Source organism: Nocardia alni (genome assembly GCF_019038435.1).
Taxonomy (GTDB): Bacteria; Actinomycetota; Actinomycetes; order Mycobacteriales; family Mycobacteriaceae; genus Nocardia; species Nocardia alni.
Window position 1 is genome coordinate 1 of sequence record NZ_JAGPOX010000116.1, and the last position, 14,047, is coordinate 14,047.

12 protein-coding genes are annotated in these 14,047 nt (G+C 68.0%); 6 read left to right on the forward strand and 6 right to left on the reverse strand.

Features of this window, described 5'->3' with window-relative positions; genetic code table 11:
• The coding region (locus JZ791_RS32790) for a helix-turn-helix domain-containing protein (RefSeq protein WP_498049409.1) at nt 1-356 on the forward strand (356 nt) is incomplete at its 5' end.
• Here JZ791_RS32790 and JZ791_RS32795 read toward each other — a convergent pair.
• The 3 genes from JZ791_RS32795 to JZ791_RS32805 form a co-directional block, all read right to left on the reverse strand.
• The gene (locus JZ791_RS32795) at nt 346-585 is read right to left on the reverse strand and encodes a hypothetical protein (RefSeq protein ID WP_254206736.1); all 240 of its coding nucleotides are present in this window, start codon (nt 583-585) and stop codon (nt 346-348) included. The two genes, JZ791_RS32790 and JZ791_RS32795, sit on opposite strands and share 11 nt — an antisense overlap.
• Before the next feature lie 191 nt (nt 586-776).
• On the reverse strand, nt 777-2,489 hold the full coding sequence (locus tag JZ791_RS32800; RefSeq protein ID WP_216899816.1) for an AMP-binding protein: 1,713 nt from the start codon (nt 2,487-2,489) through the stop codon (nt 777-779).
• Nucleotides 2,486-4,171 carry an AMP-binding protein gene (locus tag JZ791_RS32805; RefSeq protein ID WP_216899817.1) on the reverse strand — a complete coding sequence of 562 codons (1,686 nt, stop codon included), beginning with the start codon at nt 4,169-4,171 and terminating at the stop codon, nt 2,486-2,488. The genes JZ791_RS32800 and JZ791_RS32805 overlap by 4 nt, the downstream gene beginning before the upstream one ends.
• A 112-nt stretch (nt 4,172-4,283) precedes the next feature.
• Between JZ791_RS32805 and JZ791_RS32810 the strand changes: the two genes are divergently transcribed.
• Nucleotides 4,284-5,129, forward strand: coding sequence for a response regulator transcription factor (locus tag JZ791_RS32810; RefSeq protein ID WP_216899818.1), 846 nt, complete (start codon nt 4,284-4,286; stop codon nt 5,127-5,129).
• A gap of 246 nt (nt 5,130-5,375) precedes the next feature.
• Here JZ791_RS32810 and JZ791_RS32815 read toward each other — a convergent pair whose 3' ends face one another.
• Nucleotides 5,376-5,915 carry a YceI family protein gene (locus JZ791_RS32815; protein WP_216899819.1) on the reverse strand — a complete coding sequence of 180 codons (540 nt, stop codon included), beginning with the start codon at nt 5,913-5,915 and terminating at the stop codon, nt 5,376-5,378.
• Nucleotides 5,916-6,067: 152 nt separating this feature from the next.
• Between JZ791_RS32815 and JZ791_RS32820 the strand changes: the two genes are divergently transcribed.
• A complete protein-coding gene (locus tag JZ791_RS32820; RefSeq protein ID WP_308163219.1) occupies nt 6,068-6,961 on the forward strand; it encodes an MmyB family transcriptional regulator in 894 nt (297 codons plus the stop codon).
• A 55-nt stretch (nt 6,962-7,016) separates the two neighbouring features.
• Here JZ791_RS32820 and glpK (JZ791_RS32825) read toward each other — a convergent pair whose 3' ends face one another.
• Nucleotides 7,017-8,546 carry a glycerol kinase GlpK gene (glpK, locus tag JZ791_RS32825; protein WP_216899821.1) on the reverse strand — a complete coding sequence of 510 codons (1,530 nt, stop codon included), beginning with the start codon at nt 8,544-8,546 and terminating at the stop codon, nt 7,017-7,019.
• Between the two features lie 115 nt (nt 8,547-8,661).
• The gene (locus JZ791_RS32830; protein ID WP_216899823.1) at nt 8,662-9,444 is read right to left on the reverse strand and encodes an IclR family transcriptional regulator; all 783 of its coding nucleotides are present in this window, start codon (nt 9,442-9,444) and stop codon (nt 8,662-8,664) included.
• Between the two features lie 257 nt (nt 9,445-9,701).
• Between JZ791_RS32830 and JZ791_RS32835 the strand changes: the two genes are divergently transcribed.
• From JZ791_RS32835 to glpD, 3 genes are all read left to right on the forward strand, one after another.
• The gene (locus tag JZ791_RS32835) at nt 9,702-10,526 is read left to right on the forward strand and encodes an MIP/aquaporin family protein (RefSeq protein WP_216899825.1); all 825 of its coding nucleotides are present in this window, start codon (nt 9,702-9,704) and stop codon (nt 10,524-10,526) included.
• Between the two features lie 52 nt (nt 10,527-10,578).
• Entirely contained in the window at nt 10,579-12,099 is a 1,521-nt protein-coding gene (gene glpK / locus JZ791_RS32840; RefSeq protein ID WP_216899827.1) for a glycerol kinase GlpK, read from the forward strand.
• A gap of 196 nt (nt 12,100-12,295) precedes the next feature.
• The gene (gene glpD / locus JZ791_RS32845; protein ID WP_216899829.1) at nt 12,296-13,972 is read left to right on the forward strand and encodes a glycerol-3-phosphate dehydrogenase; all 1,677 of its coding nucleotides are present in this window, start codon (nt 12,296-12,298) and stop codon (nt 13,970-13,972) included.
• Nucleotides 13,973-14,047: the final 75 nt, after the last annotated feature.

Genomic DNA, 14,047 nt, shown 5'->3' on the forward strand with positions numbered 1-14,047 from the left:
CGCCCCCGCTGGCCGCCGCCTGGCCCGAACGGGTCGCCGCGGCGCTGGCCGAGGCGCTGGGGCAGGGGGAGGCGTCGTTGGAAGGGGTGGCTCGTCACCTGGCCACGAGCCCGCGCACGTTGCAGCGGCGGCTCACCGAGGCGGGCACCACCTGGCGGCAGGAGCTCGATCGGGCGCGGCTGCGCCGGGCGACGGCCGCCGGACCGGTGGGCCCGGCCCGGCAGGCCGCGCTGCTGGGCTACTCCGACGCCGCCTCCATGCGCCGCGCCGCGCAGCGGTGGAGCGTCGCGGCGCGGGCGCGTTCGATGGTGGAGGTGGAGCCGGGGCGGCCCGACGAACCCCGTTTCAGGCCTTGATGTGGGTCGCCGCGATATTCCAGAACGTGGCTGGTTCTAGCGAGTCGATGTCCCAGCTCTCCGCGACCGCGTGCGAGGCGGCCACGATGGCGGGCACGTCGAAGTCGTCGCGGGTCGCGGTCCCCTTGGCCTCGAGTGCGGCGATGACATAAGCGGTCGCGCTCTCGCACGTGTGCTCGTGCCCGATACGTCGGGACCCGTGGTGCGGAAACGCGGTGTGCTGGGGCAAAGCAATCTCCAATCAAACTCGGGACGTCGACTGTCGATCACATGGCTGCGACCATCAGGCACAGTCTTATGTGCTGGACGGTATGGTTGCTAGCCCGAAACACGCCACTTTCGGGCAAACGCGCCAACTTCGGCCTCAAAAGCGTATACCCACTGGAGATCTTGGTTACGCCAGCGGATATAGCAATCGAATCATGTGTCCGATCGTGTGCCCGACAGTAGCTCTTCGTAGCGGTATTCGGACTCGATTCCCGAACCCGACGCATGCGCCGCCTCTTCGCGCCGTCGCAGTTCCACCCGGCGGATCTTCCCGGAGATGGTTTTGGGCAGTTCGTAGAACTCCACGCGCCGCACCCGAAGATAGGGTGCGAGGTGGTCGCGGGCGTACTCCAGGATGGATCGGGCGGTGTCGGCGTCGGGCGCCCAGCCCGCCGCCAGCGCCACGTACGCCTTGGGGACGCTCAGGCGGGTGTCGTCGGGCTGCGGGACCACCGCGGCCTCCACCACCGCCGGGTGTTCGATCAGCACGCTCTCCAGTTCGAAGGGCGAGACCTTGTAGTCCGAGGATTTGAAGACGTCGTCGGTGCGGCCGATATAGGTGATGTAGCCGTCGGCGTCGCGATTGGCGACGTCGCCGGTGTGGTAGTAGCCGCCCTCCATCGCCGCGGCATTGCGCTCGGGATCGCCCAGGTAGCCGGTCATCAGGTTGACCGGATCCGCGTTCAGATCCAGGCAGATCTCGCCCTCGTCCGCGAGTTCGCCGGTGATCGGATCCACCAGCACCACAGGCACTCCCGGCACGGGACGGCCCATCGAGCCCGCCTTGACCGGCTGGCCGGGGGTGTTGCCGACCTGCAGCGTGGTCTCGGTCTGCCCGAAGCCGTCGCGAATCGTCAGGCCCCACGCCTTTTCCACGCGCGCGATGACGTCCGGGTTGAGCGGCTCACCGGCGCCCAGGATTTCGCGCATGGCCGGGGGCCGCTCGCCGAGCTCGGACTGAATCAGCATGCGCCACACCGTGGGCGGCGCGCAGAAGGTGTTGACCTGCGCGCGGCGCAGCTGTCCGAGCAGGGCCGCGGCGTCGAAGCGGGAATAGTTGTAGACGAAGATCGTCGCCTCGGCGATCCACGGCGCGAACAGACAGCTCCAGGCATGCTTGGCCCAGCCGGGTGCGCTGATCGCCAGGTGCACGTCGCCGGGGCGCGCGCCGATCCAGTACAGGGTGCTCATATGGCCGACCGGATAGCTGATCTGGGTGTGCCGCACCATCTTCGGCTTGCTCGTGGTGCCGGAGGTGAAGTACACCAGCAGCTCGTCGGCGACGTCGGTGACGGACTCGAACGGTCCCGCGGATTCCACGGCGTCCGCGTCGGAGTAGACGTGCCATCCAGCGGGCGCCTGCTCGCCCACCGCGATTCGTTCGTAGTCGCCGTCGACACCGTCGAATTTGGCGGCGTCGACGGCGTTCGCGATGACGAAACGGACTGCGCCGCGCTCGATTCGGTCGGCCAGATCCTCCGGGCCGAGGGCGGCGGTGGTGGGCATGACGACCGCGCCCAGCTTCCACACCGCCAGCATCGCCTCCCAGAGCTCCACCTGGTTGCCCAGCATCAGCAGGACCCGATCGCCCTTGGCCGTGCCGAGCGTGGCGAGCCAGGTCGCCACGCGGTCCGAGCGCGCGGCCATCTCGGCGAAGCTCACTTGCCGCTCGCGGCCGTCCTCCTCCACGATCCACAGCGCGAGGCGGTCGTTGTCGCGGGCGATCACGTCGAACCAGTCTGTGGCCCAATTGAATCGGCCGCTCAGCTGCGGCCAGGCGAAGTTCGCCAGGGCTGCGTCGTAATCGGTCGCCGTGGACAGCAGTTGATCCCGCGAGGCGCGGTAGAGCTCTGTGTTCGTGGTCATTCCACGTCTCCTGTCTGGATCTTCGCGCCATCGCGCGCCGTGTCCGCGCCGAACAGCCGCGCGGACACCTCCCGCATCTCGATCTTGCGGATCTTGCCGGTCACCGTCATCGGGAACTCCTGCACCACATGCACGTAGCGGGGGATCTTGTAGTTCGCGAGGCGACCGGTGCAGAACTCGCGCAGTGCCGGTGCGTCCAGTGGCGCCACTCCCCATCGCATCCGCACCCAGGCCACGAGTTCCTCGCCGTAGCGCTCGTCGGGCACGCCCACGACCTGGGCGTCGAGGATGTCGGGATGGGTGTAGAGGAATTCCTCGATCTCGCGGGGATAGATGTTCTCCCCGCCGCGGATCACCATATCCTTGATCCGCCCGGTGATGGCGATGTAGCCGTCGGAGTCCATCGTCGCCAGGTCGCCGGTGTGCATCCAGCGCGCGGAGTCGATTGCCTCGGCGGACTTCTCGGGATCATCCCAGTAGCCGAGCATCACCGAGTAACCGCGCGTGCAGAATTCGCCCGGCTCTCCGCGCGGCACCGTCAAACCGGTTGCCGGGTCGACGATCTTCACCTCCAGGTGCGGCCCCACTTGGCCGACAGTAGCGGTGCGCTGGACCAGCGAGTCGTCGCGCCGGGTCTGCGTGGACACCGGTGACGTCTCGGTCATGCCGTAGCAGATGCACACCTCGGACATGCCCATTCGCTCGATGACCTGCTTCATCACCTCGACCGGGCATGGCGATCCGGCCATGATCCCGGTGCGCAGGCTGGACAGATCGAAGGTGTCGAAATCCGCCTCGGCCAGTTCGGCGATGAACATCGTCGGCACCCCGTACAGCGAGGTGCAGCGCTCGGCGGCGACGGTCTCCAGGGTGGCGCGCGGGTCGAAGCCCGGGGCCGGGATCACCATCGCCGCGCCGTGGCTGGTCGCGGCGAGATTGCCCATCACCATGCCGAAGCAGTGGTAGAAGGGCACCGGGATGCAGATCCGGTCCTCGGCGGTGTATCCGCACAGTTCGCCCACGAAGTATCCGTTGTTGAGGATGTTGTGGTGCGAGAGCGTCGCGCCCTTCGGGAATCCGGTTGTGCCCGAGGTGTATTGGATGTTGATCGGATCGTCGGGGGAAAGTTCCGCCTGCGCGGCGGACAGTTCCGCCGGATCGGCGCGGCGGCCGGCGTCCAGCAGGGCGTCCCAGTCCGGCCCGTCGAGCAGGATCACCTGTTGCAGCTCAGGGCATTCCGGCCGGGCCTGCTCGATCATGCCGGCGTAATCGGAGGTCTTGAATTCCCGCGCCGAGATCAGCATACGGATTCCGGCCTGGCGCAATACGTAGGTCAGCTCGTGGCTGCGGTAGGACGGGTTGATGTTCACCAGGATCGCGCCGATCTTCGCCGTCGCGTACTGCGCGAGCGTCCACTCCGCCCGATTGGGCGCCCAGATCCCGACCCGGTCGCCCTTGCCGATGCCGGCCGACAGCAGACCCAGCGCGGCGGCGTCCACCTCGGCGGCGAACTGCCGGTAACTCCACCGCACCCCCGTGCCGCGATCGATCAGCGCATCGCGATCGCCGTGAATCGCGACGATACGGTCCAGGTTGGCGCCTATGGTGTCGCCCAGCAACGGCTCGTCGAAGGTCCCGTGTGTGTAACTGGCCGACTCGACTCGGCCCGTGGTGGTACTCACACTATTAGGATCCAGCTCACAATCTCTGCTCCGCTACCCCCGAAAGGGGGTGGGCCATCCGGGCGGGCAGGGTCGCGGCCCCGCTGCTCGGATCCGACGAAAGGGGACCGCGATGGATGTACTCCGCCCTCGCGACTCCGACGCGCTGCGCGCCGAACTTCGGCAGGTCGCCGCCGTATCCGGGATGCCGGTGGTATTCGGCGGCCAAGTCGACGAGGGGAGCCTGACGCTGTCGGAGTTCCTGGGTACCCGGACCAGCGCGATGCGCGGGTTGCTGGTACGGCCGGATTCCGGGGTCGGCGGCATGGCCGTGGCCAGCAAACGCCTGACCTCGGTAGCGGACTATCGGCTCGCGTCCACGATCACCCATCACTACGACGTCCCCGTGCTGGCCGAGGGCCTGCGCGCGGTCGTCGGCGTGCCGGTGGTGGTGGGCGGCCTATCGCGCGCGGTCCTGTACATCGCCAGCCGTGATGCCGGCCCGATCGGGGATCGCGCCGCGGACCTGGCCAGGGCGGCAGGGCGGCGGCTGGCCGTGGAGCTGGCCATCCGCGACGAGGTCGACCGGCGGCTGCGATTGCGCGAGGCCGCCGCGGCGCCGACGGGTCCGGACGTCGTCGTCACCGAACAGCTTCGCGATATTCACACCGAGATCCGCGTCATCGCGCAGACCCTGGGGGACGCCGCGGCCCGAATCCGCCTGCGCGACCTGTCGGACCGGGTGGCGCGGCTGATGTCGGGCCCCGATCTGCTGGACGACGTACCGGCCCTGACACCCCGCGAACTGGACGTGCTGGCCCATATAGCCCTTGGCTGCACGAACACCGAAGCGGCCCAACGTCTTTCGCTACGACCGGAAACTGTGAAGAGCTACCTGCGCAGCGCGATGACCAAGCTCGGCGCGCACACCCGCCACGAGGCTGTGGTACGCGCCCGCCGCCTGGGTTTGCTGCCGTGACTCGGGCTGGTCGACCGGGCTCCTGCGAAGGTGCGGTGAGGGGTGATGCGCTACAGATCCCGATCTGCCCGGCCTACCGCTACATTTTGTTGTCCCGAACATCCGGTTTCCGCCAAATCCGATAGGAGAATGTAGCGGGAGGCCGGTTCTCGCGAATCCGATGCACAGCGGGGCATGATTCGTCCGGAGACGACAAGGGCCGCCGCGGGGCGTTGACGTCCGGCGGCAGCCCTTGGGGGATACGACTCAGGCCTGGGGCTCGATGAGCTGGATGTCCAGCTCGATGGCGATCTTGTCGCTGAGCATGGCATTGGGGAGGCCGGGGGCGACATCGAACTCGGTGCGCTTGATGGTGCCGGTGGCCGAGAAGCCGGCGTGGCGCTTGCCGTCCTGGTGCTCCCGGACGCCACCCCATTCGACGTCGAGGGTGACCGACTTGGTGACACCGCCGAGGGTGACCTCGCCGGTGACCTCGAACTCCTCGGCCACCTGGACCGGCTCGAGGGCCTTGAAGTGCAGGGTGGGACGCTTCTCGACGTCCAGCAAGTCGGCGCTGCGGGTGTGTGCGTCGCGCTGCTCGTTGCCGGTGTCGAAGGAGTCCAGGTAGACGGTGGCCTCGATGGTGGCGGCGGCGCCCGACGGGTCGACCACGAAGCTGGTGTCGAACTTGTTGAAGCGGCCACGGACCTTGGAAATGCCCAGGTGGCGTACGGTGAAGTTGACCGAGGAGTGGGCCGGATCCAGGGTCCATGCACCGGTGGTGAGGGTCTGTTCGGAAGTCGTCATACCGAACAGCCTTCCGGACCATGGTCCGCTTAGCCACACCGCCCTTATCCTGGTACTGCCAGGGCGCGGATAACGAACCCCGGATCGGACAGGATGGTGAAGTGGATTACCAGGGTGTTGCGGGGAGACAGGGGGCAGTGAAGCCTGCTCGTGTGGCAGATCCCACACCTGCGGCGCCCACGCCCGCGGCGCAGTCCGCGAGTGCGGCCGTGCGGAACGAGTTCGCCGAATTCCTGATCGCCCGTCGCGGCCAGCTGCAACCCGAGGAGGTCGGGTTGCCGTCGGGGCGTCGCCGTCGCACGCCGGGACTGCGGCGCGAGGAGGTCGCGGCCCTGGCGGGCGTGAGCGTGGACTATCTGGCCCGGCTCGAGCAGGGCCGGGACACCAACCCCTCCAGTTCGGTCCTGGCCGCACTGGCGGATGCGTTGCGGCTCAACGAGGTCGAGCGCCACCACCTCGCCAAACTGGCGCTCGGGCTGGATCACGTGGCAGGCAACTGCCCGTCCAGCGGACAGGCCCACGAGCGGGTGTCCGAGACCGTGCAGGCCGTACTCGACGCGCTGCATCCCACGCCGGCCTTCCTGCTCGGGCGGCGGATGAACGTGCTGGCCTGGAACGCCGCCTGGCACGATTTCGTCCTACCGCTCGGAATAGGGGACGACCAGGCCAGGGGCATCGGCGGAGAGGTCAATCTGGCGCACTACCTGTTCGGCCATCCGCAGGCGCACACCTGGTGGGTCGATTGGCCCAACGCCCTGGACGTGACGACCTCCATGCTGCGAACTGCCCGTTCGCAGTGGTCCGACGATCAACAGCTCGCGGCGACGATCGAGGCGCTGCACCGTTTCCCGGAGTTCACCCGCCGGTGGCGTGAGCATCGGATGACCGACTTCCGTTCGGCCACGGTCCGGCTGCGTCACCCCCTGCGCGGCGAGGTCGAGGTGGAGATCGAAACCCTCAACCCCGCAATGGATCAGAGCATCATGGTGTGGCTGGTCGACCGCCGCCGGGCGCACGCTCCCGGCCTCCGCTTGGTCAACGAGTAAACCTGATCCGCTCGCGTTCCGGTCGACGATCGGCGTGGCAGTCCGGCTGATGGGGTCAGGGTGTGGCGGGCAGGTGGCTGCGGCGGTGGTTGCGGGCCCAGCCGAAGCTGAGCTGCACCGCGCGCTTCCAGTCGTCGTATTCGTCCTCGCGGCGCGCGGGATCCATATGTGGAGCCCAGCGTCCGGCGGGGCGCCAATTGTGGCGCAGGCCTTGCAGATCCGGCCAGTAGCCGACCGCGAGACCGGCCGCGTACGCCGCGCCCAGGGAGACGGTCTCCGGCACGAACGGGCGCATCACCGGGATGCCCAGGGAGTCGGCGACCATCTGCATCAGTAGGTTGTTCGAGGTCATTCCACCGTCCACACGCAGGGTCGCGGCCTGCAGGCCGGAGTCCGCGTTCATCGCGTCGACCACGTCGCGGGTCTGCCACGCCGTGGCCTCGAGCACCGCGCGGGCCAGATGCCCCTTGGTGATGTAGGAGGTCAGTCCGATCACCAAACCCCTTGCGTCGCTGCGCCAATGCGGTGCGTACAGCCCGGAGAAGGCGGGGACGATGCAGCAGCCGCCGTTGTCCTCGACCGTGCGCGCGAGGGTTTCGATCTCCGGGGCGCTGTTGACCAGGCCGATGCTGTCCCGGATCCATTGCACCAGTGAGCCGGTCACCGCGATCGGACCCTCCAGCGCGTACACCGGGTCGCGGTCGATCTGATAGCCGATCGTGGTGAGCAGGCCGTGGGTGGATTGCACGATCTCACCGCCGGTGTTCATCATCAGGAATCCGCCGGTGCCGTACGTGCATTTGGTTTCCCCACGGGCGAAACAGGTTTGGCCGAACAGGGCCGCATGCTGATCGCCGAGCGCGGCGGCGATGCGGATACCCGGCGCGACCCGGGTGGTGACCCCGTGCGGTGCGGTCGAAGCCTGGATCCGGGGCAGCCACGCGGCGGGTATGCCGAAGAATTCCAGTAGTTCGTCGTCCCAGCTCAGGCTGGACAGGTTCATCAGCAGGGTGCGGCTGGCATTGGTGACGTCGGTGACGTGCTCACCACCGTCCACGCCGCCGGTGAGATTCCAGATCAGCCAGGTCTCCATGGTGCCGCACAGCACCTCGCCGCGTTCGGCCCGCTCGCGCAGCCCGGGGGTGGTGTCCAGCATCCAGCGCAGCCGGGGCGCGGCGAAATAGGTGGCAAGCGGCAGGCCGCACAGCTGCCGAATCCGCTGCGCGCCAGGGCGTGTGCTCAGCTCGTCCACCAGATCCTCGGTCCGCACGTCCTGCCAGACGATGGCGTGCCCGATCGGAATCCCGGTGCGCCGGTCCCACACTACGGTGGTCTCGCGCTGATTCGCGATGCCCAGCGCCACGATCTGATCGACGCCGATTCCGGCGTTGCGCAGCGCCTGCGGCACGATCCGCTCGACATTGCGCCAGATCTCCAGTGCGTCCTGCTCCACCCAGCCCGGTCGCGGGTAGTACTGCTGGTGCTCGCGCTGGGACACCCCGGCCAGCTGCGCCCGCTGATCGAACAGGATGCACCGGGTCGAGGTGGTGCCCTGGTCGATCGCCAGGACATATCGTTGCGTCATCGGCCCGCGGTCCCTTCGTCATCCCGGCGCGCTGCCGGCCGGGATTCAACGTAATTCGTTGCGCACCAGGTGGATTTCCGCCAAAAGCGCGCGGGAACGACGGTGCCCTCGGTGCTCAATGCCCCGTCACCAGATCTCGCGAGATGGCCTGGGCGGTATCGCGCACCAGCGTGACCAGTCCCGGCCGGTGCCGAAGCTGCGACCCGCACAGCCTGTCCACGGGTCCGGTGATGCCGATCGCGCCGACGACCAGGCCGCCTCGGGCACGGATGGGTGCGGCAATCGCGGCGTGACCGCGTTCGAACTCTTCCACCTCCCCGGCCCACCCGTTGCGCCGCACCTCGGTCAGCGCCCGGGTGAGCGCCGCGCGGTCGATCAGGGTGCGGTGGGTCAGCGGAGTCGGGCGGCTGTGGCGGATCGCGGCGGCCAGATCGGGTTCGGCCGCGAGCAGCACCTTGCCCAGTGCGGTCGCGTGCGGGGGCAGATGCTCACCGACGTGCATGGCCTGTTCGGAATTGTCGGGCCGGAAGACGTGGTGAACCACCAGGACCGCGTGCTCGGCGTGGGGCGTGCCGCCGGTCAGTGCGCCCACCCGGACCGCCTCACCGGTCCGTGAGGCCAGCGAGTCGGCCCAGTTGATCGCCCAGGACCGCAACTCGTTGGCGTCCATACCGGGTGCGCTGAGCTGGCGAATCCCTGGGCCGAGCTTGTACTTACCGGTGGCGGCGTCCTGGTCCACGAATCCGACGCCCTGCAGGGTGCGCAGGATGCCGTGTGCGGTGGGTTTGGCGAGGTCGAGGGCGGCGGCGATATCGCCGACCCCGAGGCGGCCGGAGCCATGGGCGAGTAGCCGCAGGATGGCTGCGGCCCGTTCGATCGATTGGATCGGACCGGGCATGAGAAAAAACCTATCTGGAAAATTTTTATTCGACAATGTCGAACGATCGGTGATCGCCCTACCGCATCACAGCGACTGCATGTGACCTGCGACATAACGACCTCCTGAGCGTGAAGCTAACCGCGCCGATCGATGGCCGAGAAGCCCGACCGTTCGGCATTGTCGAACGGGACGGATTCCCGAGGTAGTGGGCGATTCGTACCGTTTGCCGACAAGGCCGCAGTAGCGGCCTACAGCTCTTTCACGGAGGATCAACGGTGAACTTCGGGACAATATTCGTCAGCGAGGCGTTCGGCACGGGCGTGCTGATCCTGCTCGGCGCCGGTGTGGTGGCGAATGTCTTACTAGCCAAATCCAAGGGATTCGACGGCGGCTGGCTGCTGATCTCCTTCGGGTGGGGGCTCGGTGTGTTCGCGGGCGTCTATGCCGCTTACAAGACCGGCGCACACCTCAATCCGGCGGTGACATTCGGCATTCTGGCCAGCGGCGCGCACCAGTACGCGCCGGGGGTCCCCATCACCTTCGGCAACACCATCGCCTATCTGGCCGGGCAGTTGGTCGGCGCGTTCCTGGGCGCATGTGTCTGCTTCCTGGCTTACCGGCAGCACTTCCAGGCCGAGCCCGACGAGGACAAGAAGCTCGCGGTGTTCTCCACCGGTCCCGCGATCCGTTCCTACGGCTGGAACTTCCTCACCGAGGTGGTCGCCACCTTCGTGCTGGTGTTCATCGTGCTCGCCTCCGGCAAGACGCCGTCCGGGCTCGGCCCGTTGTCCGTCGCGATGCTGGTGGTCGGCATCGGCGCCTCGCTGGGCGGCCCGACCGGATACGCCATCAACCCGGCCCGCGATCTGGGGCCGCGCATCGCGCACGCGGTACTGCCGACGAGGTTCGTTCCCGCCGCCGCGGCCGCGCGGGTGCCGGTGACCGTCGGCGCCGGCGAAGGCAGTGGGGCACAGGAACAACCGGCGATCCCCGCACAGCCGTACAAGAAGCACTCCGACTGGTCCTACGCATGGGTTCCGGTGCTCGGACCGATCGTCGGCGGCGTAATCGCAGGCATCGTCGCGCACCTCGTGTTCTGATCTCGAGTACCGAAGACCCTTCCGCACACTCGCTTTCCCGAAAGGACGTCCGATGACGCAGTACGTCGGAGCCATCGACCAAGGCACCACCAGCACCCGCTTCATGGTTTTCGACCACAGCGGCAACGAGATCGCCCGTCACCAGCTCGAACACGAGCAGATCCTGCCCCGCGCGGGCTGGGTGGAGCACAACCCGACCGAGATCTGGGAACGCACCCGCGCGGTCATCGAGACAACGCTCACCAAGGCCAATCTGACCGCCGCCGATCTCGCCGCGGTCGGGGTGACCAACCAGCGCGAGACGACCGTGGTGTGGAACCGGCGCACCGGACGCCCGTACTGCAACGCCATCGTCTGGCAGGACACCCGCACCGACCGCATCGCCGCCGAGCTCGAGCGCAACGGACACGGCGATACCATCCGCCGCAAGTCCGGGCTGCCGCCGGCCACCTACTTCTCCGGCGGCAAGCTGCGCTGGATCCTGGACAACGTCCCAGGGGTGGCGAAGGACGCCGAGAACGGCGACGCTCTGTTCGGAACCACCGACACCTGGCTGATGTGGCACCTCACCGGCGGCGTGGACGGCGGTGTGCATCTCACCGACCCGACCAACGCCAGTCGCACCATGCTGATGGATCTGGAGACCCTGGACTGGGATCCGGAACTGTTGTCCATCTTCGGAATTCCGCGCGCGATGTTGCCGCGGATCGTGCCCTCGTCGAATCCCGGACTGTTCGGCAAGACTCTCGTCAGCGGCCCGTTCCACGGCGAGGTGCCCCTGGCGGGTGTGCTGGGCGATCAGCAGGCCGCGACCGTCGGACAGGTGTGCTTTCGTCCGGGCGAGGCCAAGAACACCTACGGCACAGGCAATTTCCTGCTGCTGAACACCGGCGAGGAGGTCGTGCGCTCCAAGCACGGGCTGCTCACCACCGTCGCGTACAAGTTCGGCGATCAGAAGCCGGTGTACGCGCTCGAGGGTTCGATCGCGGTGACCGGATCGGCGGTGCAGTGGCTGCGCGATCAGCTGGGCATCATTTCCGGTGCGGCGCAGAGTGAATCGCTCGCCGCGCAGGTGGAGGACAACGGCGGTGTGTATTTCGTGCCCGCGTTCTCCGGGTTGTTCGCGCCCTACTGGCGTTCGGACGCGCGCGGCGTGATCGTGGGCCTGTCCCGCTACAGCACCAACGCGCATCTGGCGCGCGCCACGCTGGAGTCGATCTGCTATCAGACCCGCGACGTCGTCGCGGCCATGCAGGCCGATTCGGGTGTGGAACTCGACGTGCTGCGCGTGGACGGCGGCGTCACCGCCAACGAACTGTGCATGCAGATCCAGGCCGACTTCCTCGGCGTGCCGGTGTCGCGGCCGGTGGTGGCCGAGACCACCGCGCTGGGCGCGGCTTATGCGGCGGGCCTGGCGGTCGGGTTCTGGAACAGCACCGACGAGCTCGAACAGAACTGGCAGGAGGCCAAGCGCTGGCAGCCCGCGCTCGGTGAGGACGAGCGCGAGAAGGGTTACGCGCGGTGGAAGAAGGCCGTCGAGCGGACGTTGAACTGGGTCGACGTCGACGAGTGAGGGGCGTCCGCTCGACGTAGCGCACCGTCGCCCAGCCGGACGGTGCGCACCTACCCGGCGGACCGGCCGAATGTTTCGTCCCCTCGATTCGGGGCGATATGACAGTGGACCGGTCCGCCCGGCAGTGTGGCGCCCCCGTCGGGCGCCCTCGCCCTGTGATTTTGTGAAAGTTATCGGCACAAGGAGAAATACGGGCATGACCGCACGATTGGATCCCACCTACCGCGCCGGGGCGCTTGCCGGACTGGGCGAGCAGGAACTCGACGTACTCGTCATCGGCGGCGGTGTGGTCGGGGCCGGAGCCGCCCTGGACGCCGCCTCGCGCGGTCTGACGACTCTGCTGGTCGAGGCCCGTGACTTCGCGGCCGGAACGTCCAGCCGCTCCAGCAAACTCATCCACGGCGGTCTGCGCTATCTCGAGCAGCTCGATTTCGCCCTGGTGCGCGAGGCGCTCAAGGAGCGCGGGCTGCTGCTGAACACGCTGGCCCCGCATCTGGTGCATCCGGTGTCGTTCCTGTTTCCGCTGCAACATCATTGGGAGCGCCCCTACATCGGCGCGGGCGTCGCGCTGTACGACACCCTGGGCGGCGCACGGGCATTGCCCATGCACCGGCACCTGAGCCGTTCGCGCGCTCTGGATATGGCGCCCGCGCTGCGCAGCGACTCGATGACCGGCGCGATCCGCTACTACGACGCGCAGGTCGACGACGCCCGCCACACCATGACCCTGGCGCGCACCGCCGCCCGGCACGGCGCGAAGGTGTTGACCCGGGCGAAGGTGATCGGTCTGCTGCGCGACGGTGAAAGGGTCGTCGGCGCAACGATTCTCGATCGGGAGACCGGTCAGGAATACCAGGTCCGCGCCCGGTCGGTGATCAGCGCCACGGGTGTGTGGACCGACGAGATGAACGCCATGACCGGTGTGGATTTCCCCTTCCACGTGCGCATGTCCAAGGGCGTGCACATCCTGGTCCCGCGCGAGCGCCTGAACCTGCACACCGGGCTGATCATGAAGACCGAGAAGAGCGTGCTGTTCGTGATCCCGTGGCAGGAGCACTGGATCATCGGCACGACCGACACCGACTGGTCGCTGGACAAGAATCACCCCGTCGCCAGCGCCGCGGACGTGCGCTACATCCTCGACCATGTCAATTCGCTGCTGCGCGAGCCCCTGACCACTGCCGATATCGTCGGCACCTACGCGGGCCTGCGGCCGCTACTGTCCGGCGCGTCCTCCAGTACCGCCAAGCTCTCGCGCGAACACGCTGTGGCACAGGCGGTTCCGGGGCTGTTCGTGATCGCGGGCGGCAAATACACCACGTACCGGGTGATGGCAGCGGACGTCGTCGACGCCGCGGTCGAGGGATTCGGGCGCGGCGTGGCGCCCTCGATCACCGAGAAACTGCCGATCCTCGGCGCGGCCGGATACCACGAGCTGCTGGAGGATATCGATAGCGTCGCGCAGCGGGCCGGCCTGTCGGTCGCCGCAGCCAGGCACCTGGTGTCCCGCTACGGCTCGCTGGCCGCGGAGCTGTTCGCCATGATCGACCGCGAACCCGAACTCGGCATGCCCCTGCCGGGCACCGAATACCTCGGCGTCGAGGCGCTCTACGCGGCCACTCACGAGGGCGCCCTGCACCTGGACGACATCCTGACTCGCCGCACCCGAATCTCCATCGAGGTCCCCGACCGCGGCCTGGCAGCCGCGACCGTCGCCGCCGACCTCGTCGCCGAGACACTGAGCTGGGACGAGGCCGCCAAGGCCGAGGAGCTGGCCCGTTACCGCGATCGGGTGCAGGCCGAGCTGACGGCGAACGCGGCGCTCGACGACACGACGGCGAACGCGGCCCGCCTGACCGCCCCCTGCGGGTAAACCCGACGTGCACGAATTGGGAATGACGGAGCGCGGCGTCATTGTCGGCGTTCCTCAGGGGCGGCTGCCGATTGT

Bases quoted from the DNA above. Each gene is read 5' to 3' on its own strand.
- JZ791_RS32830 (WP_216899823.1), bottom strand. From the start codon at position 9,444: ATGCCCGGTCCGATCCAATCGATCGAACGGGCCGCAGCCATCCTGCGG.
- glpD (WP_216899829.1), top strand. From the start codon at position 12,296: ATGACCGCACGATTGGATCCCACCTACCGCGCCGGGGCGCTTGCCGGA.
- JZ791_RS32810 (WP_216899818.1), top strand. From the start codon at position 4,284: ATGGATGTACTCCGCCCTCGCGACTCCGACGCGCTGCGCGCCGAACTT.
- JZ791_RS32800 (WP_216899816.1), bottom strand. From the start codon at position 2,489: ATGACCACGAACACAGAGCTCTACCGCGCCTCGCGGGATCAACTGCTG.
- glpK (WP_216899821.1), bottom strand. From the start codon at position 8,546: ATGACGCAACGATATGTCCTGGCGATCGACCAGGGCACCACCTCGACC.
- glpK (WP_216899827.1), top strand. From the start codon at position 10,579: ATGACGCAGTACGTCGGAGCCATCGACCAAGGCACCACCAGCACCCGC.
- JZ791_RS32815 (WP_216899819.1), bottom strand. From the start codon at position 5,915: ATGACGACTTCCGAACAGACCCTCACCACCGGTGCATGGACCCTGGAT.